14 protein-coding genes and 1 tRNA gene are annotated in these 19,475 nt (G+C 63.8%); 10 read left to right on the top strand and 5 right to left on the bottom strand.

The window, feature by feature from the left end; genetic code table 11:
• The first annotated feature begins 471 nt into the window (after window positions 1–471).
• Window positions 472–3,837: a type ISP restriction/modification enzyme gene (locus HTZ77_RS29690; RefSeq protein ID WP_175592982.1), complete on the top strand. Its 3,366-nt coding sequence runs from the start codon at window positions 472–474 to the stop codon at window positions 3,835–3,837.
• 771 nt (window positions 3,838–4,608) lie between these two features.
• Here HTZ77_RS29690 and HTZ77_RS29685 read toward each other — a convergent pair.
• Both HTZ77_RS29685 and HTZ77_RS29680 read right to left on the bottom strand, forming a co-directional pair.
• A complete protein-coding gene (locus HTZ77_RS29685) occupies window positions 4,609–5,991 on the bottom strand; it encodes an ADP-ribosyltransferase (RefSeq protein ID WP_175592981.1) in 1,383 nt (460 codons plus the stop codon).
• A 3-nt stretch (window positions 5,992–5,994) separates the two neighbouring features.
• A complete protein-coding gene (locus tag HTZ77_RS29680) occupies window positions 5,995–6,234 on the bottom strand; it encodes a hypothetical protein (protein ID WP_175592980.1) in 240 nt (79 codons plus the stop codon).
• Between the two features lie 838 nt (window positions 6,235–7,072).
• Here HTZ77_RS29680 and HTZ77_RS29675 point away from each other — a divergent pair.
• The 6 genes from HTZ77_RS29675 to HTZ77_RS29650 all read left to right on the top strand — a co-directional run bounded on the left by HTZ77_RS29675 (window position 7,073) and on the right by HTZ77_RS29650 (window position 12,235).
• Window positions 7,073–7,423 carry a hypothetical protein gene (locus tag HTZ77_RS29675; protein WP_175592979.1) on the top strand — a complete coding sequence of 117 codons (351 nt, stop codon included), beginning with the start codon at window positions 7,073–7,075 and terminating at the stop codon, window positions 7,421–7,423.
• Between the two features lie 5 nt (window positions 7,424–7,428).
• Window positions 7,429–8,076, top strand: coding sequence for a hypothetical protein (locus tag HTZ77_RS29670; protein WP_175592978.1), 648 nt, complete (start codon window positions 7,429–7,431; stop codon window positions 8,074–8,076).
• Between the two features lie 2 nt (window positions 8,077–8,078).
• Complete coding sequence (locus HTZ77_RS29665; protein WP_175592977.1) at window positions 8,079–9,095, top strand: polyprenyl synthetase family protein; 1,017 nt, start codon at window positions 8,079–8,081, stop codon at window positions 9,093–9,095.
• A gap of 257 nt (window positions 9,096–9,352) precedes the next feature.
• Entirely contained in the window at window positions 9,353–10,045 is a 693-nt protein-coding gene (locus HTZ77_RS29660; RefSeq protein WP_175592976.1) for a hypothetical protein, read from the top strand.
• Window positions 10,046–10,049: 4 nt separating this feature from the next.
• Window positions 10,050–10,730, top strand: a complete 681-nt coding sequence (locus tag HTZ77_RS29655; protein ID WP_175592975.1) for a lysophospholipid acyltransferase family protein — start codon at window positions 10,050–10,052, stop codon at window positions 10,728–10,730.
• Between the two features lie 2 nt (window positions 10,731–10,732).
• Complete coding sequence (locus HTZ77_RS29650) at window positions 10,733–12,235, top strand: AMP-binding protein (protein WP_328808846.1); 1,503 nt, start codon at window positions 10,733–10,735, stop codon at window positions 12,233–12,235.
• A 387-nt stretch (window positions 12,236–12,622) separates the two neighbouring features.
• On the opposite strand, the gene HTZ77_RS29645 is transcribed toward HTZ77_RS29650, so the two are convergent.
• Window positions 12,623–12,695: transfer RNA gene (locus HTZ77_RS29645), tRNA-Arg, on the bottom strand.
• A gap of 675 nt (window positions 12,696–13,370) precedes the next feature.
• Here HTZ77_RS29645 and HTZ77_RS29640 point away from each other — a divergent pair.
• Both HTZ77_RS29640 and HTZ77_RS29635 read left to right on the top strand, forming a co-directional pair.
• Window positions 13,371–13,508, top strand: a complete 138-nt coding sequence (locus tag HTZ77_RS29640) for a hypothetical protein (RefSeq protein ID WP_175592973.1) — start codon at window positions 13,371–13,373, stop codon at window positions 13,506–13,508.
• 749 nt (window positions 13,509–14,257) lie between these two features.
• Window positions 14,258–15,349, top strand: a complete 1,092-nt coding sequence (locus tag HTZ77_RS29635; protein ID WP_328808843.1) for a D-alanyl-D-alanine carboxypeptidase family protein — start codon at window positions 14,258–14,260, stop codon at window positions 15,347–15,349.
• Window positions 15,350–15,473: 124 nt separating this feature from the next.
• Here HTZ77_RS29635 and HTZ77_RS29630 read toward each other — a convergent pair whose 3' ends face one another.
• Window positions 15,474–15,968, bottom strand: coding sequence for an SAF domain-containing protein (locus tag HTZ77_RS29630; RefSeq protein ID WP_205303746.1), 495 nt, complete (start codon window positions 15,966–15,968; stop codon window positions 15,474–15,476).
• A 293-nt stretch (window positions 15,969–16,261) separates the two neighbouring features.
• Window positions 16,262–17,068 (bottom strand): S-methyl-5'-thioadenosine phosphorylase, encoded by an 807-nt coding sequence (locus HTZ77_RS29625; RefSeq protein ID WP_175592972.1) that lies wholly within the window; start codon window positions 17,066–17,068, stop codon window positions 16,262–16,264.
• Window positions 17,069–17,211: 143 nt separating this feature from the next.
• Here HTZ77_RS29625 and HTZ77_RS29620 point away from each other — a divergent pair, with 143 nt between their 5' ends.
• Entirely contained in the window at window positions 17,212–19,179 is a 1,968-nt protein-coding gene (locus tag HTZ77_RS29620; RefSeq protein ID WP_175592971.1) for an MFS transporter, read from the top strand.
• The last annotated feature ends 296 nt before the right edge of the window (window positions 19,180–19,475 follow it).

The following is a 19,475-nucleotide window of genomic DNA, read 5'->3' as shown; positions in this document are numbered from 1 at the left end:
GCATCAACCGGCTCAAACGGCACCGCGGCATCGCTACCCGGTTCGACAAACTCGCCGTCCGTTACGAAGCCACCATCCACATCGCTGCCATCAACGACTGGCTCGTCATTCTTTGAGACACGTCCTAAGCGTGGTCGGTCGCCAGCATGGCGGTCATTATTAAACGCGACAGGCGATCACTATTGAATCTTCTGAGACCTGTGTTGTTGCTGTTACGCCGCTTCAGCATGGTGATGCCCGGCCGCATCATTCTCATTCCCGACCAGCACGGCTTGCTAGCCGCCGTCGGTGGCACAGAACGCGCTTACTGGGCATGTGGCATCGTCAACTTCCCATGTTCCTCCCAGAGTTACCAGGCCTGAGTGCGTGGCTAGTGCCGGAGATCGAAAGGTGCGAAGTATCTCACCTTGACGGAATGCACATGCGGTGTGACTTTCGAGGAAAGAGTTGGATGTCCGTCAGGGGGGTACAGTGGCGTTTCCGCAGCCGCAGAGGGATGCGCCACTATCGGAATCAGACAAAGTACGCCTGGCGGTGGCCCGCTACGGTGCGGAACTGGGACCCCGAATGCGTGGGGATGGACGTGCGGAGGATCGGCTTCGCGCTCCAGTTCACCATCTGATCACCAATGTTGCACAAGTCTTGGGTGTTCGGGCCGTAGTGCATGACGAAGTCACTATAGCCAGGTTGCGTTCACGCCCCGATTTGGCTGTAGATGGGCCAGCTGGTCGGCTCGGTTATGTCGAGCTCAAGAGACATGGCAAGGGCGTACCGGGGGATTGGCGCGTCCCGGTGAGTCAGCATGATAGGGAGCAGTGGGAGAAGCTCGGCGCATTGCCTAACCTGATCTATACCGATGGTCAGGTTTGGGCCCTCTATCGAAATGGTGTTCGTATCGGGCCGGTAGTTGAACTCGAGGGTGATCTCCATCATGCTGGTGAACGCCTTCGGTACGCGGGCAGCGATTTCGAAGTTCTTTTGAAGAAATTCTTCGCATGGCGACCCGCGCGACCCGACAGTCTGAGGAAGCTAGTCGCAGACATCGCCCCTCTCTGTAGGCTTCTCCGTGATCAGGTCGCGGAAACCATGACCTTTGAGCGCTCTCATGGGCGGAGAAGGCCACTGGTCATGCTCGCAGCCGAGTGGCGCGGTATCTTGTTCCCAAATCTTTCCGACGACGAGTTCGCCGACGCGTACGCGCAGACGGTGACCTTCTCGCTATTGTTGGCGAGGCTTGACGGGATAAGTTTCGAGGCAGGAAGATCGCTTACCGCTATTGCCGAACAGTTGAGCAAGCAACACTCACTGATGGGCGAAGCGCTCGCTATTCTTACCCATCCCCGTTGGGCGCAGCACCTCAGCATTGTCGAGATGCTCAGACACGTGATCGGCAATGTCGACTGGGCTGAGGTTCGGCTAGACGATTCGAATGCGTACACGTTGCTGTACGAGACATTTTTGGCGGAATACGAACCACGGTTGCGGCGAGAGAGTGGAACGTACTACACGCCAGATCTCGTCGCTCGCGCGATGGTAACTTTTGCCGATCAGATACTTAAAACACGGATGCGCAAGCCACATGGACTTGCGGCGAGAGATGTAGTCGTTGTGGACCCCGCAATGGGTGCGGGTACCTTCCTCGTTGAGATCGTTGAGAGTGTGGTTGCCACCTTAAGAACAGAGCGCGGACCAGACTTTGTTCCTCAAGGACACTTGAGGGAGCTATTTGCCGAGCGCCTGGTGGGCTTCGAAGTTCAGGCGGCACCTTACGCGGTGGCGGAGCTTCGGCTACATCACCTCCTCAAGAATAGATATGGAGTGGAAGTCCCAAGAGACGAAGTAAGGTTCCTCAGCGACGCCTTAGACGATCCAGATGCCTTGCCGCTTGATTTTGGTCAGCTCTATGGGGTCCTCAAGGAGGCGCGAGAAGGCGCTAACAGGATCAAACGGCAGCAGCCGGTAATGGTGGTCATCGGAAATCCACCTTGGCGTGAGCGGGCGCGAGGGGCCGCGCCATGGATAGAGAAGCGTCGCAAGCCCGGACATCAAATCTCTGATCGGCGCTATCGCCCTTCTCTAGATGAGTTCCGCGAGCCCGGGCAGGAACGTCGTACCTTCAACCTCAGCAACATGTGGACCTACTTCTGGCGGTGGTCAACCTGGAAGGTCTTCGACGCTCATGCCGAGGACCAGCCTGGGGTTGTCATCCTGATCACACCGAAGGCATACATAACATCTGATTCTCACGCCGGCATGCGGCGGTACCTGCGGGAAACTGCCGATGAAGGCTGGATCATCGACGTGTCACCTGAGGACTTTCGGCCAGAGGGGCCGACACGTTTGTTTCCAGGCGTCCAACAGCCCATTTGCATAGGCATCTTCGCGCGTTATCAGGCAGGGAACCGGAAGCGACCAGCTAAGGTGCACTACCTCGCCGTCCACGGTACTCGAGATCAAAAGATAACCGAACTTCTTGAGGTGACGCCGGACGGGCCTACCTGGGTTGAGGTTCCGGCGGGCTGGACAGCCCCGCTTCGACCAGCAGCTCATGCAGGATGGGATGCCTACCCGAAACTCTCAGATCTCTTCCGCTGGAAGCAGACAGGAGTGAACTCTAACCGGAACTGGGTGTGGGCGCCTGATCCCCATACGCTCCGACGTCGCTGGGCCCGGATGGTCCATGCTTCTGGCGACTATAAAGCCGTGCTGTTCAAAGAATCGGACGCCCGGACTCTGGACGGTGTTTACCCGCCGGTTCCTGGAGTTCCGTCCAGTCACGTGCCACTCAGGGAGGAGACCGCCGAGGAACCGCGGATAGTGCGAGCCGCGTTTCGGAGCTTCGACCGCCAATACCTGATCTATGACCGGCGCGTCATCGATCGCCCTCGAGCCGAGCTTTGGCACACTCAAGCCAATAACCAGGTCTATATATCCGAGCAGCATGCGCATAAGTTTGGCGCTGGGCCAGGACTGATCTTCTCCGCACTGGTGCCAGGTGTTGACCACTTCAATGGACGAGGAGGTCGCGTTCTGCCGCTTTATGAGGACCCGGCGGCCAAATTGTCGAATCTGGTTCCTGGCCTGCTTGAGTGCCTTGCCCGTCTTGTCGGGATGACCGTAACCCCTGAAGATCTACTTGCCTACGTGGCTGCCGTCGTTGCGCATCCGGCCTACACCCGGAGGTTTGGTGAGGAACTGCAAGTCCCAGGCATCAGGGTACCGCTCAGCCTTGATATCGGGCTCTGGCGAGAAGCCGTGACGCTTGGACGGGAAGTGGTATGGGTGCACACCTATGGGGAATCGTTCGTCGACCCAGCAGCGGGTCGACCGCGCGGTATCCCTCTGTTGCCAGAGTCTGAGCGACCAAAAGTAGTTTCAGCCATTTCCGTGGACACTGAACAGATGCCGAGCAAGATTTCCTATGACGAGGCAACGAAAACAGTTCTTGTCGGCGAGGACGCTTTGCTGGGCCCTGCCGGACGAATCGCCCCCGTGGACCCAAGAGTATGGAACTACACCGTTGGCGGCGTACGTGTAGTGGATCATTGGTTCGGGTATCGGCAGCGTTCAGCCCGGCGTAAGAAACGCACTTCTCCCCTAGACGACGACAATCCACTTTGGTGGATTGCCGAGTTCGACGACGACCTCTTCGCGTTACTCAACGTCCTGGGGCGCTGCGTTGCGCTCGAGCTTCCCCAAACCGATCTACTTGACCGGGTGATTTCCGGCCCGCTCGTCACTGTTGAGAACCTCCATGAGGAGGGAGTATTCCCAGCAGCTAAACCCAGGCGTAAACGACCTGCGTCGGCCTCGATATCGCCCTTGCCGGACCTCTGATTGACCTTGCACTGGGATTTCTCATGGCATGGGCGAAGAGGGGACGGAAGCTGATACGCTTGGCTTTCCCATCGAACGGAGAGTGCTGGGCGACAGGGCTGAAGCGTTCTCGGCTGGTGGGCGCCTGCGGGCATGACGCGGCTGGGTGGTTGATGGGCACCCTCCGGCGCGAATGACAAACGCGACCCCCGAAATTCGTCGATTGTCGGAATCCTGCCTGTCAACAGATACTGAGCTTATGATTGGTCCAGTCCGTCTATTGTTGGCCGCACGGATCACCAGCGGCTTTAGGGACGGGTGGCTGCTCGCTCCTGTCGGCTCCACGGATTCCGCGTCACGACGTAACGCGCAACTCTAAGTCCGGTGCGTACAAGGCGGGGTCGAGAAGCTCGCTAGCGGGAATTCCCGCCCTATAGGCCTTGGTGAGAATCCGATTGATTTGTCCCCTCACATACGCCATGTCCGGCTCAGGGTCATTGATGCGGGTGAACCCCGCGGCTTGACGATCGTCGGTCCACACATGTCCCAGCAACCGTCCATGGCGATCGTGCACAGCGGCCCGCCGTACCGGGCCAGCGGCCTTGAAATCGTAGGAGTCGTTCTCCGAGACGAACCTGGCTGTGACGTCGTGGAAACGAGGATTCGGGGTGTCAGTCATCGAAGGGCCCTTTCCAACCAGTGTCAGCGTCCATGGATGGTCGGGCGTCCCAATCGGGTGGCTTGGTCCAGCCATCCGGTACGACGTCCGCTTCCATGTACCAATGGCCGTCCTTACGGTACACATCGCGTACGACGTACGACGTACGACGTGCCGCGGCGCAAGAGGATCTCCCGTTCGCCGGTCAGCTTCGTGATCGGGAACATGTTGAGCGCTTCGTGTCCCTTGGGTACCCGTAACATCACGCGGAGGTCTCCGTCGAAACCGGCTCGCCGGCCTACACTCGTGCTTAAGTATCCCGGTTCGGTGATGACGCGGCCTGCCAGCCCCTCCATTTCGGCGGGTGAGTTGATATCGACCCCCAGCGACTCCAAGAACTTTTTGCCCACGCCTCTGTGTAGGACCACGTCGGATGGCAGATGAGACTTGGCGATCGCCCGGTCCATGGCGGCGATCTCGTCGGCGACCTTGGGAGACCAGACAACACCGGGATCAGCGTCCTTTGCCCGCAGGGCCGGGTTGATCTCCATGTAACCGGGGCCGCCGTAGAACTCTAATGCGCGCATCTCCTCATCGGTCAGGTCCGGTAGCGGCAGGTTGTCCCGCGCCCATGCGCGCCCTTCGGCGTTGCTGCTGTGCCGTACGGCATCGTCAAGAGGATTGGCGCCAGTCACTGTTGGCTTGTTGTTCAAGGCAGCGATTGGGCCGCCGGGGAGGTGGTCTTCGATGCTCCGTCCGAGGTTGTAGGGCATGAGAGATTCCGAAGGCTTGGGGCGGATCACGTTCTTGGCAGCCTTGCCCAGTGCTCCCATGGCTCGGGTGGTGGCTGAGGTCCCGCCGCTGGAGCCGGCCGTTGTGACGGCTGCCACGATGTCCGGGAGGAGGCGACCGAACGCCCGCTCAGGATTCGATGCCCAGGTATCCCAGTCCAGCGCCGACTTGGCGAATTCGGCCGGGTTATCGATGCCGTAGGCCAGGGCTTGGGACAGGTCGTTGACGTTGCGTTGCCAGCCCATGTGGTCGACGAGCATCCGGACGGGGGAGTAGTCGATCGCCATCTTCCCCAGGCCGGCCAGGCTCTCCACGGTGCCCTTGGCTGTTTCCGTCATCGGGTTGCCGGAGGTCAGGTTCGGGTCGAAGGCGTCCTGGAGCTGCTGGCCGATGCGGTCCCAGAAGCCGCCTGCGGTGGGCAGAACCGCTCCGGGGGCGAAGAGAGAGTCGTCGACCGAGATCGGCGGCTTGCCAGCGCCGAACAGCTCCGGCTTGTCCAGCTCCATGCGCTCCAGAAGCAGCAACCGCTTATTGATCTCCGGGCCCTGGGTGCCGGCCCACGCCGCTACTCGACGGATCGTGTCGGCCGAGGCAGGCGACAGCAGAGCTCCGCGCAGTAAGGTCCATAACTCCTCGCCGATGGAGTCCAGCGCCGATTCGGCCTGGCGCAGTGCGTCCTTCAGGCTGCGGACTCCCTCGGGGACCATGCCCTCCAACTGGCCCATGGCCTAGCCAGGGCTGTCCGCCGGCGTACGGGCCAATAACGCCCGGAGTTCTTCTACGGCACCGGCGCATGCCCCGATGAGGGCTTGGCGCTGAGCGGTGAGTTCGTTGGCGAAGCGCTGCGAGGCGGGGCCGGTCCAGATGTTCTGCGCCATGAGCGCGATGGCGCGGTCGAGACCGGGTCTGGCTTGATCGGTGAGTTGCTCGGCTCGACGTAAGGCCTGTTCCACTTGCTCCCGGGTCATACGTGACTCCTTCGGGTGCGATGGTCAAGCTTGGTACCAAGGCGTGAGGCCATTGGACTGCGCTCCACTTGCCGCAGCAACCGAATCGCCGGGATTGGTCTGAAGCGTCGGGTGGTGTGACGGTGGCAGCCTTCCCTTCGTTCCGAGGGAAGGCTGCAGCCGACGTACTGCGCTGAGGGCAGAGCAACGCTGCCGATTCTGTTCTATTTAGTCCCACTCTGCGACTTCAGTAGATCTTGCGGGTTGCGTAAGGAAGCCGTGCTAAGGGAGACGGACTTGCTCACATCGGCGGTTGGGTGAGTGCCTGCGACATGTCGACCAGGCGTGCGCCTGCTCGGGCAGCGTGGCGGAGATCAGGAATGGTGATGGTGGCGAGCATCGCTTCCCCTGCCACCGTGGCACGCCAAGTTAAGTATGGTTCGCTCCCTGTTCCTCCAATGCGCCTCTAGTTGACATATTTGATTGCGTGATTACTTTTGCCGGTTACTAAGACCAGGAAACTGTCAGGTTTGCGTTCGGCCTTGTCCGGCTATTGCGTGGCAGTCTTCTCTTCCTTGGCTCGCTGGGTTCTCCTGGGCTCATGTCAATGAAGGGAGATCGGCATGGCCCCAGTAGTTGGAAGCGAAGAGAGCAGGAGTAGAGCCGATTTCTGCGAGGGCGGCCACGGCGACGTAACCGGCAGCATTTGCCACTTCTCGGCCAGTTCCGGCTGCCTATCCGCGAGTTGGGCCTTCCACGGCGAGAATCGCAGGAACCCCACCTGGACTGTAAGTGCGAGCAAGGATGGCCGTGATTCCAGGACGTCTACCCACATCTCCACTGAGGGGGGCAACCGTATATGTATCAACCAACACCTCACGTCGCAGCAGGGGCAAACGGCACTCACCAGGGCATTATCAAGAAGCGCGGCAGGAGCAAGCAGTACGGCCGACGCCACCGTTGCTGTGATTCGTTCTGCATCCGGGCTGGCGACACGCTCGCCGAGTTCTTCGAAGAGCGGAGGATTATCCATAAATCGTCTATCGACGCCTCCCTTGCCAGGAGCATCCACGCCATGTTTATGTACTGGGCCATCGATCTTACGACGCTGGATGACCGAGATTTGCCGATCGACATGACGAAGATTCGGAACTTCTGCTTCAACAGCACGGTCACCAAGTTCCTGCCTCGCGTGGCGGTGCAATCGTGAGCGCGATGCGTGTCCTCGACGACTACATCGAATCCGCGAACTATGACGGCGATCTTGCTGCTGTGCGGTCACTCTGGCAAGTGCCCCTGATCGTGGAGACTGCGGGTGTCCTGGTGTTCTTGACTTATCTAGGCTTGCCTGTGCTGCTCGCCGTACGGGGGGACAGCGGCACGATGGCCCGCTCCACCCTGGATGGCCATGCCGAGCGCCGCTTCCTGCTCAGATTGCTTGGCCTTACCGAGGAGCCCGCATGGTGCGACGGTATCCGTAATCCCCGTGTACGCGCCCTCGCCCGCGATCTTGCGGCAAGGCATGTCCGCCTCCCCGGCATGCATGCCAGCTACCTGCGCTTCGTCGGCGGGATGATTGCGCTTGCGCCCTCGCTGGTCACTGGTGGGCAACAAACGGCTGCCTCTAGTAGTTGGCGGTACGTCACCCATGCCATGAGCGTGCTTCACGCGCCGCTCGATGATCCGCCAGCCGAGCTGGCCCGGTGTGCCGCCTTCGTGCGTCAGTACGCGAGTCCGTCAGCTACCGGCACCGTCATGGCGCGTGAGCTGGCTGTGCGCCACGCCCGACACGTCAGCGCCGCCATCCCGGCGCTGTTCCCTGAGTCCCGATCCGCGGTTCTGCTGATGCTGAAAGGAATCTAGACATGTATGCCGCACTAAGTGACCGCTACGCCGAAGACCTCACGGCGATGGAGCACTTGGTCGCCGAAGAAATCGCTCGTTCACCTTTGGCTGATCTCCCTGAGTTGGAGAAGCTAGTCCGCCACCAGCTTGATGGTGAGGGCAAGCAACTACGGCCATTGCTGTCGCTCGCTGTGGCTGACCTGACTGGCGGTCCGCGTGCGCGGGTTCATCCGGTCGCTGCAGCTGTGGAGCTGTATCATCGCGCGTCACTGATTCTCGACGACATCCAGGATAATTCCGACTTTCGCCGCGGTGAGCGGACAATCCATACGACCGTGGGTGTCGGCATGGCGTTCAACGTAGCCGGAATCATCCGCTCGATGTCATATCACGTCGTAGACCGCTCCCCAGAACTTCGCGCGGAGGACAAGCTGCGGATCCATCGCTGCCTGGACACTACCGCCATCCGCCTGTACATAGGGCAGTCCATCGACCTCGGATGGCACGAGGGCTGGTATCCCACGTACGAGGTTTTCCCGTATGACCAGATGATCGCCCACAAGACGGGCGCGCTCTTTGGGTGCGCTGCCTGGATCGGAGCCTGCGCAGCGGGCGGCGACCCTCGGTTGGCAGAGTCGTTTGGCACTCACGCGGGAATCCTTTACCAGCTCTTTGATGACTTCGACGACGTTTTCACCAGGGATGGGGACGTGCACAGCGACTCGCAGGACCTTCGCTACCAAAAGCCCACCGCGCCCATTCTGACCCTGCTGACCGTACTCGCAGAAACCGGTAATGCACGGGACATCCTGCGGATCACACGTTGGCTCTCTGGCATGCATGGGCAGGCCGATGAGGACACTGCGTGGATAGTACGGCTGCTGGCAGAACACGGTGTGGCCGAACGGCTTCAGCGACGGCTCAGCCAGATGGCGGAGCGACTTCTGGAGCAAGCCCACAACCTGGCGGCCGGCGAGCACATTCCTGGCGAGGTGCCAGGAATAGAGCTGTTGGCCCGAGCGGTCGGACGCTCATGATCCGCGCGCCCGAACTATGGGGCTGGGGGAAGGGGGTCCGGCTTGCGACGCGATCTACTCCTTTCGCTGCACACTTTGCCAAGCACCTAGCGCTCCGGCCTTACCGGAGGGGCCTTCCCTCGGCGGCGCCCGGCGGGCGACTGCAAGTCCGGCTGCGCGCGGCAATTTACGACGCGACGCTCAACCTCTTCCTGGACAGCTACGCCGAGCTCGCCGAGCACGCCTTGCGAACAGAGACTGGCCCCCTTGTAGTCCGTTTGAACAGACTGATCAGTGCGTTCGACGACAAGTACGAAGAGCGTCTGGCGAGCGGCGCCTCCCTTGACTTCGGAGCAGTCTTTGCCGAACTCGAGGTTCAAGAACGGCTGACCGTGCTGAGCGAGTTTCTACGTCCGCACCGTGAAAGGTACGCCATCAGGGATCTATTGCTAACCAGGACATCCGCCCAGTACCCGCGCTATGTCGAGATCACCACCCAGGAGGCGACTAGCCGTACGGTGACTGCGGATCTGGAGAGCATCGTCCTGGACTCTGCTGGCTTCGCAAAAGTCTTCGCCGAGGTAGTAGGCGCCTTCCACGGCAAGCCGCCGCGCGAACGGGTACTCGCTCAGTTCTCTCATATGGGTATGATCGCTAAGCTAATCGACGATATCGTCGATTTCTGGGATGATATAGCCCATGGACGGCTAAACATCCTCCATGGGCTGCTTCGCGAGAACGCAGCGGAGCATGAACGGGTCATGGCCTGCGCGGCTACCCGGAGGGCAGCCGGCTTGAGATGGTGGCGAGCAACCTGCCCGACTAGCTTCGAACGGCATTGCGATCTGTTGCGTGAGCACCGGCGATGCGTTACCTCGCCGCCGCTACGGCTCGCGTGCGACCTCATGCTGGTGCCTGTTGCGCTGCGTAGGCCTGTGCTCCACACCGCCCCTGTGGGCCTGAGGATATGATCCAATGCGGAACCCGATCGCCTATCACGTGGCGCGGAATCTCTTCCCCGGTCCGGCGATCAGACTTGCCTTCGGGCCTCAGGTCATCGACCGTGAGCTGCTACCGCGGGATGGACCGGCGATCATTGCAGCCAACCATCTATCGTTCTGGGATCCAGTGCTAATCCAGCTGGCGACCCGCCAGCGGATCGTATTCGCGGCCAAGCGAGAGTACTTCAGCGGACCCTCTGCCATAGGCGTGTTTCTGCGTGCGGCCGGCATGGTCCCGATCGACCGACGCGGCGGGTCAGATGCGGAGCATGCCTTGGACATCCTCCTTGCCGTCTTGCGACGCGGCGGCCTGGTCGGCATCTTCCCAGAAGGTACCCGCTCACGCGACGGCAAGCTGCATCGGGGGCGCACTGGTGTAGGCCGCCTACACCTGCGCAGTGGTGCGCCCATAGTGCCTATTGCTGTGCTAAACACCGATGAGATCCAAGCTGCCGTGCGGAGATATCCGGCGATCAAACGTGCGACGTTGCGTTGCGGACCGTCGATGACCTTCGGCCACGTCCTCGATGCGGCACCGGAGCCGGTAGCCGCGCGGATCGTCACCGACGAAGTAATGTGCGCACTGCAGCGCCTTTCCGGCAGGCCATACGTGGACGAGTACGGAACGTGGCTGCGACTGGGAGATGACCAGTGAGGATGATCTGGACCGTAGTCAGAAAGGCGATAGAGCCCGCCCCGCCGGGGCAGGCGTTGCGCGCCTGTATGGCGCTGCAACGCTGGGGTCTGGGACCAGCGGGATGCCTGAGGGCAGCGGCTGCACTCACCCCTATGAGGCCGGCGATCATTGAGCGGCGAGGTGTGCTCTCCTATGAAGCCCTGCTCAACCAGTGCGACTCGCTGGCGGTTCAGCTGAACGGCCTTTCCCATCGGGGCAGGCTAGGCGTGCTGTGCGGGCAGGGCCGTGAAGCAGTTGTGGCGCTGATATCCGCTCTCACTGTCGGCGCCGATGCCGTCCTGCTAGACACGCGACTGCCGGACCTGCAGCTGAGAGAGTTGATGTCCACCCAGAACATCGGAGTGGTGCTGCATGATGCGGAATCCATTCGGCCCGACCTCATGAAGTCCGATGACGCAATATGGATGGACGTGACAAAGCTAGTTCCCCTGTCGAGCCCGCCTCCGCCACCGCCCATACGTCGAGGACAGATAATCGTCCTGACAGCCGGGACGACGGGACTGCCCAAGGGCGCCATTCGTCCGGCCCGTATGAGCCTGGCCGCGTTCGCCAGCCCGCTCTCCCGGCTGCCGCTGCGCGCTGGTGATCGTGTCGCTATCGCCACCCCGCTTTGCCATACCTGGGGCCATAGCGCGCTCCACGCCTGCCTTGCGCTGCGCGCCACGATCGTGTTCCCGCCGCACAACCCGGCCGATCTCTTGGACACTTTGGTATCCCATCGGTGCACCGCGCTAGTCACCGTACCGGTTACCTTGCTACGTCTCCTGGAGATCCCTGCCGCGACTACCGACCTGCGCGTAGTGGCTGTGGGAGGCTCGGCTCTGCCTGTGGGGTTGCCAGCCGCCTTCATGGACGCCTATGGCGACATTCTCTATAACGTGTACGGCTCTAGCGAGGCATCGTGTATCTCGATTGCCACTCCGCGTGATCTTCGCCGCGCACCGACGACTGCAGGACGGCCGTTGCCTGGGACACGGGTGGCTGTGCTCGGCCAGGACGGCATTCCGGTGGCGCCCGGCGAGATTGGAGAGATCTTCGCCGCTACCGGTATGCCGTTCTCCGGCTATACCACGGGGCACCATGGGAGGATGACCCAACGTAGTCTCCTAGCCACTGGCGATCTTGGCCACTTTGCTCAGGATGGCACACTGCATGTTGACGGGCGCGAGGACGATATGATCGTGTCCGGCGGACAAAACATCTACCCCGCCCCAGTGACGCGGTTGATCGAGGCGTTGCCTCAGGTCCGCGAGGTGGCAGTGATAGGCGTTCCGGATAAGACATACGGTCAGCGCTTCCGCGCCTACGTCGCCCTGCGCCCAGGCCAGGTACTCGATGCCGACACAGTATGCGATCACATCCGGCGGCAGTTGGCTCCACAGTACGTTCCGCGGGAGATCACGTTCGTTGCAGAACTGCCCAGGAATGTGGCAGGGAAGATCGTTCCCAGGCGCCTTAGGTGAGCACCGCGGCCGCGCAATCGTGGCGTTGCTCCGAGGGAGGACAGCATTGTCTGGAAGTGACGCAGCGCCAGCGCTTGTGGGACGTGCCTGAGCGGTACGGCTCCTGGTCGACCATTCACGCTCGCTTCTGTTCCCTCGGGAACTGAACAGCCAGGCTCTCATGCGGGCGTCCTTCAGTGCCGACTTGAGGACTCTTTCTCCGGAGTGCTTCTAGCGAGGGGCGGGCGACTAGACCCATGGCGTCCTCAAGATCATCCCGACCATATCCCCGGATCATGGTCCTACGGCTGCATCAGGGCGCCCTCGGCTGCCTATCAAGGTCCACAAAGCAAACGACCTGCGGCTGATAAACCGCAGGTCAGGGGCCCAAATGCCTGTTCAGGTAAGTGCCCCCGGCAGGATTCGAACCTGCGGCACCCGCTTTAGGAGAGCGGTGCTCTATCCCCTGAGCTACGGAGGCGGACTCCCGTAAGCCTAGCGAAAGTCCGGCACTGTGTGGGCCTTGGGGGCACGTGACTTTGGGGGCGTGAGCATGCGTTGGGGGATCCGCTGCTGGATCGCGTGTGTCGATCCTGTGTGGTTGTTCTCTTGGACCGCTTGGAATCGGGGTGCGTGGGCGGTGGGGTCATGGGTGGTGTGAGGGGGCGTAAAGGGATGGCGGGGATTGGGGCGGGTGGGGGCAGGGCTGGCTAGCGTCGGGCGGGTGACCAGAAGGCGGCGGCAGGACGTGCATCGACGGCCCGTGGTGTTGGGGGCGGCGTTGGTGGCGCCTGTGATCTTGGCGGGTGGGTTACTGGCCGGCGAGCTCACCGGGTACGAGCATGCCGGGGTGCGGCGGGAGATGAGAACCGTTGCTGACGGCGGTGACGTGGCGATGGAGGCGGTGCTGATGCCGGCTCCGGCGCGTGCTGAGCGGCGGTACGAGCGGGTTGTTCCGCCGCCTTCTGCTGGGCGGGAGCGCGCTCGTTCCGGGGCGGGGGTTGCTCGTGCGCCTGAGGTCGTGTCGGTCTCGTCTGTGCCGGATCTGGGTGTTGTGGGGCGTTCCTCGCGCGGGGCTCGGGCGGATGCGGTTGGGGCGGAGGCGATGTCTCCGGGGATCGCTGAGCGGCGGAGCTCTGGGGAGGCTGTCGACGGCGTGGCCGCGGCTCAGGGGGAGGAGTGCCCGGGGGAGTGGGTGGACACCTGGTTGTGGGAGGTCTGCCGGGAGCGGGAGCAGGAGCGGGCGGTGGCGGCTGAGGAGGGCGACGATGGGGCCTCCACGGACGCGTCGTGATCGAGCTTGTTCGCCGATGCATGTGGCTACAGACTGCTGCGGCCGTGCGTGCGTGGCTGTGATCTTGTTGCGTTGTTCGATCCTGCCTCTGGGGCGCCCCTGTCGGGCGCAGGGTTCGGTCCCAGCGCTGGCCCCTTCGCCCCATCGCGTCACAAGGTCGTGCCGTCCGGCTTGTGGTGTGCGGTCGTGCGCCCTTGGCCGTGTTGTCGAATTTGGTCTGTATGGCCGCGATGCTCCAGCCGCGTCGCAGCGTCCGGTCAGGGCGCCGACCTGCGTGCGGCTTGCGCCGTCCCGTCGCGTTGCCCTGTCGTGCGGTCGGTGACGGTTGTCGCTGCTCGGTTGTAGGCGGTTGTACTCGCGTGTCCGATCGTCGGGTCGCGGATGTGTGTGCGGGGCCGGGTGGACGTGTGGGCGGCCGGGGTGGCCGATAGGGGCAGGGGGCGGGGTCCCGAGATCGCGGCTCTTGAGGTCTTTATGATTCGCGCCGATTCGAGCGCGTGTGCGTGTGTTTTGCGTTGGTGGGGCGCCTGGCTGCCAGGTAGGACGAACCCTGTGGGGGGCGTGAGCGTAGTTCACGATGTGGGTGTTGATCTCGGTGGGCGGTGTTCGTGCCGGTCCAGGCCGGGTGGGCGTACAAAGTGCGCCTTTGTGACATAGCGGGTCGCCGGAGTTCGGTCCGGGCAGTCCAGGGGCTGTAGTAACGTGCGTGCCTGACCCGGGTAACGAGTTCGCAAACGGAGGAGTCGGACGTGCCATCCCCTCGATCAGCGGGTCTGATCGCGGTCGTCATGGTGATGGCTTCTCTGACCGCGACGTCTTCTGCTCAGGCCGAAGCTGCCGGGCGCGCCGGCCGTACGGAACGGGTGGAGAACAAGGACCCGGCCGATCTCACCGCGCTGCGGAAGGAGGCCGAGAAGTCGGCCAAGGAGCTTGAGGACGCCACGAAGGCGCTGGAGAAGCGCCGGGCTGACATCGCCGCGGCCGAGAAGGATCTGAAGGCCAAGCTGGACACGCTCCAGGAAGCCGATCGGAATCTCGCGCGGATCCGGCAGCCGGTCGCGCAGATGGCGGAGTCGCTCTACCAGCAGCCTGTGGGTGGGGACGGGGTCATGCCGTTCCTGTCGGGCGACGCCAGTCCGGACACGTTGCGGGCCATGACGTACGCGACGTACATGGTCGAGATCAAGCAGCAGACGGTGGAGAAGACCGCCGTGCTCGCCAGGGAGGCGCAGCGGCTGGCGGCCGAGGCGCAGGAGATCAGGGCGAACAACCTGCTGGCCGAGGCGCAGATGGCGGCCGAGGTGGACACGTTGCGGCAGCGCTCCGACAAGATCGTGAAGTCGCTGACCGGCGCGCTGGTGAAGCTTGGCATCAAGATCGACAAGGTGGGGCGGGCGGCCCTGGGCTGCAACCCGCTGCGGGCCGCGACGGCGAACTCCTTCCCGAACGGGCTGATCCCCAAGGCCATGCTGTGCCCGTTGCAGCAGAAGGGGCACAGTCTGCGGGCCGACGCCGCCATCGCGTTCGTCAGCCTGAACGAGGCGTACCGGCGGCGGTTCGGCAGGCAGATGTGCGTGACCGACGCCTATCGGAGCCTGGCGGCGCAGCAGTCGGTGTATTACCGGCGTCCTGGGTTCGCGGCGGTGCCTGGGCGTAGTAATCATGGGCTTGGCCTGGCCGTCGATCTCTGTGGTGGGGTCGAGAGATTCAAGTCGGTGGAGTTCGTGTGGATGGAGCAGAACTCCAAGAAGTACGGGTGGTTCCATCCGGCCTGGGCCTACAGCAGCCCGTTCGAGCCGTGGCACTGGGAGTACGACCCGAAGATCGACTCCCTGTTGTAGCTCTCTCTGTGTGGTCGTGGTGCTCTCTTGTGGGGGCGCTGCTGCTCGGGTGCCTTCGTGCGGCTTCTGATTGCTGGTGTCTTGAGGGGCGGGGGCGCTCCCGTGTGGGCCGGTTTGGGCGGGGTCAGCTCGGCGTGGGGTGGTCTGAGGGCGGTTTGATGGTGATCGAGAGGCGGCCGGATGCCTGGGCTGCTGCCAGGCGGCCTGCCTGATCGGGTGTGGTGGCCAGGACCAGTAGGGCGTCGTGGTCGTCCGTGGTCTTCGGGACGGTGATGACCGTGACGTCGTCCGCCACCAGTTGGGCCGGCTGGCTCTCCCAGGCCACCAGTACGCCGATGGTCGAGCCGGGGGAGACCAGGCTTGCCACGTCGGCGTCGGCGATACGGACCGGGGTCGCCACCGTGCCCGCCGGGAGCCGGAGAGAGTGGAGCAGGCGGGCGTCGGTGAGCGGCTCGCCACGGCGCATGGGGCCGGCCAGCACGCGGCCCACCGCTCCCGTTCTCAGTGCTCCGTCCGGTGCGGGCGTGAGGGGCACGGCGCGCACGTCACCTGGACGCAGCACGCCTGGCCGCAGGTCGCGGGCGGCGACCAGGATGGGAGGCGAGGTCTCGGGACGCATGGCCGCGTAGCCGAGGAGGACGGCGAGACCGGTCAGGGCGGCCGAGATGAGGCGGCGCCGGCTGCGCCTGCCCCATCCTCCGGATCCGCCCGATCCGTTGGCCTTCCGGCTCCCTCCGTCCGTCTTCTGGCGCCATCCGTGGCTCTTGTGGTGCTGTTTGCCGGTGTCGATGCTTCGGTCGTCCGTGCCGAGGTTTCGTCTGCCGGACTTCCGTGCCCATGAGTCGGCTTGTGGGCTTTCGGTGCTGGCGCGCTCGTCTGGTTGTGCGGTGGTGTTGCCGGGAGAGGCGGTGGTCATGGCAGTTCGAAGGGGAGCTTGAGGCCTTCCAGGGCGGAGCCGCAGGAGCATGTGCGTTCGGTGGGCAGGGCTTCGACGGTGTCGGCCACCAGGGTGCGCATGCGGGTCACGTTCTGCGCGAAGAACTTCAGCACCTCCTCGTGTGTCACGCCCTCACCGGCCTCGACCCCCGCGTCGTGGTCGGTCACCAATGACAGGGACGTGTAGCAGAGCGCCAGCTCCCGGGCCAGGATGGATTCGGGGAAGCCGGTCATGCCGACGATCGTCCAGCCGTTGGAGGCGAACCAGCGCGACTCCGCCCGCGTCGAGAACCGCGGTCCTTCGATGACCACGAGGGTGCCGCCGTCGACCGTCTCCCAGCCGCCGGACCTGGCTGCTTCTACGGCGACGGCGCGGCCCGAGGGGCAGTACGGGTCGGAGAAAGAGACGTGGACCGCGCCGCCCGCGTCGTAATAGGTCTGCACCCTGCCGGAGGTGCGGTCGACGAGCTGGTCGGGGATGACGATCGCGCCCGGGCCGTGCTCGGCGCGCAGGGAACCCACGGCGCTGGGGGCGAGCACCTGCCGCACGCCCAGTGAGCGGAGCGCCCACAGGTTGGCCCGGTAGGGGATGCGGTGGGGCGGGAAGCGGTGGTCGCGGCCGTGCCGGGGGATGAAGGCGACGGAACGCGATCCGATCCGTCCGACGGTGACGACGTCGCTGGGCGGGCCGTAGGGAGTGGCGAGCTGGATCTCCTCCGCGTCGTCCAGCAGGGAATAGAGGCCGGAACCGCCGATGACGCCGATGTCTGCGCGAGTGAGCATGGCGCTGAGATTAGCCGGGGTGGGGGGGTGGGGAAGGTGGGTGGAACGGCGTTCTGTGGATGAGGGAGGCGGTGGAACGGGGTTCTGGGGATAAGTGTCGTAGCGTGGAGTGATCATGGAATTACGGTCAGTAGGATCGGCCCATGCGGCGAAGAGGTATCGCGATCATCATCATCGCGCTCATGCTCGGCATGCTGCTCGCGGCGCTCGATCAGACGATCGTGTCCACGGCCCTGCCGACGATCGTGAGCGATCTGGGCGGCCTGGAGGAGCTGTCCTGGGTCGTGACGGCCTATCTGCTGGCCTCGACCGTCTCCACGCCGCTGTGGGGCAAGCTGGGCGACCAGTTCGGACGCAAGTACCTGTTCGTGGCGGCGATCGTCATCTTCCTCGTCGGCTCGGCCCTGTGCGGGCTCAGTCGCAGCATGGGGGAGCTCATCGCCTTCCGCTTCCTCCAGGGGGTCGGCGGCGGTGGGCTGATGGTGCTGGCGCAGGCCATCGTGGGCGACGTCGTCTCGGTGCGCGAGAGGGGGAGGTACCAGGGATGGTTCGGCGGTGTCTTCGCCGTCGCCAGCGTGGTCGGGCCGCTGCTCGGCGGGCTCTTCGTCGACCATCTGTCCTGGCACTGGGTGTTCTACATCAATCTGCCCCTCGGCGCCGTCGCGCTGGTCGTGATCGTCGCCGTCCTGCCCAACGACAAGTCGCGGACCCGGCACACCATCGACTTCGCGGGAGTGGTGCTGCTCGGCGGCGCCACCTCGTGCCTGGTCCTGGTCACGACCTGGGGCGGCACCACGTTCGCCTGGACCGATCCTGTGATCGTCGGGCTCGGGGCGGCGGCGGCAGGTCTGCTCGTCCTCTGGGCGGCGGCCGAGCGGAGGGCGCGGGAGCCGGTGCTGCCGCTGGAGTTGTTCCGGCTCAGGGCGTTCACGATGGCGTCGATGGTGGGGTTCGTCGTCGGGTTCGCGATGTTCGGCGCGCTCACGTACCTTCCGCTCTACCTGCAGGCGGTCCATGGGGTCAGCCCGACCCTCTCGGGCGTCCACCTGCTGCCGATGATGGCCGGCATGCTCGCCATGTCCGTCATCTCGGGGCAGATCATCAGCAGGACCGGAAAGTACCGCTTCCTGCCCATCACGGGCACCGCGTTGGCCGCGGCCGGCCTGCTCATGCTGTCCACGCTGACCGAGCACAGCAGTCTGACGACGATGGGCGTCGAGCTGCTGGTGCTCGGCACGGGGCTCGGCATGACCATGCAGGTGCTGGTGATCATCGTGCAGAACGCCGTCGACTTCAAGGATCTCGGTGTGGCTACGTCGGGCGCGACCTTCTTCCGGTCGATCGGCGGCGCGTTCGGTGTCGCCACCTTGGGCTCGGTCTTCGCCGCTCGGCTGAACGAGGATCTGTCCCGGGTGCTCGCGACGACGCGACTGCCGCCGGGGTTCGAGCCCGCCCAGGTCCAGCAGGATCCGACGGTCATCCAGCGCTTGCCGCCGGAGCTCGCGGCCGACTTCCTGCACGTCTACGCCGACGCGATCGCCACGGTGTTCAGGGTCGCGGCGCCCATCATGCTGGTGGCCTTCACGCTCACCTGGTTCATCCCGCAGCAGCGGCTCAGGGAGACCACCAAGGCCGCCGACCTGGGCGAGGGGCTCGGCGCGACGTCCGCGGAGCGCTCGTCACTGGCCGAGGTGGAGCGAGGGCTGGTACGGCTGGCGGATGTCGAGCTGCGCCGGGGCTTCTACGCCCGGCTCGGGGCGGTGGCCGGGCTGAGCGGCATCGCGCCGCAGGGGGTGTGGATCATCGCCAGGCTCGACGGGGAGGGGTGGGTGCCGGCTGAGGAACTGGCCAGGCGCGCCAACGTGAGCAGGGCCAGTGGGCGGCCGTACGCGGATCAGCTCATCGAACGGGGGCTTGTCGAACGGTCGGCCGATGGGGACCAGTTGCGGCTCACGGATGAGGGGCGGGTTGCGGCGGTGCGGCTCGTGCGGTCGTCGCTGGAGGGCTGGCGGCGGTTGGTGGCGGATTGGGGGCACAGTCCGCAGTTGGAGCAGTTGTGTGAGCGGATCACGCCTGAGCTGCTGGGGGCTCATGTTGATCGGCCGCCATGATGTTGCTCGGGGAGCAGCGATGGTGCCGCTCGGGGAGCCGCGATGATGCCGCTCAGGGAGCCGCGATGATGCCATCGGGGAGCAGCGATGATGCTGCTCGGGAAGCCGCCATGATGCCGCTCACGAAGTCTTGGAGCGCGTTCGGGGCCTGACCGTGTTCAGGGCTTTGGTCTTGCTGACAAGGGCTGGGCTCAGCGTGGCGTGCTGTGCGCTTAGATCTTCGGCGGCTTCGGCTGAGCCCTTCGGGGGGCTAGAAATTGATGGCCCCGGCCCTCTTCGGTGACCGGAAAGCGAGA

The sequence above is a fragment of the Nonomuraea montanisoli genome (assembly GCF_013363975.1).
GTDB lineage: Bacteria > Actinomycetota > Actinomycetes > Streptosporangiales > Streptosporangiaceae > Nonomuraea > Nonomuraea montanisoli.
The sequence above is the reverse complement of the archived record's forward strand: the minus strand, read 5'-3'. Positions and strand labels throughout refer to the sequence as shown.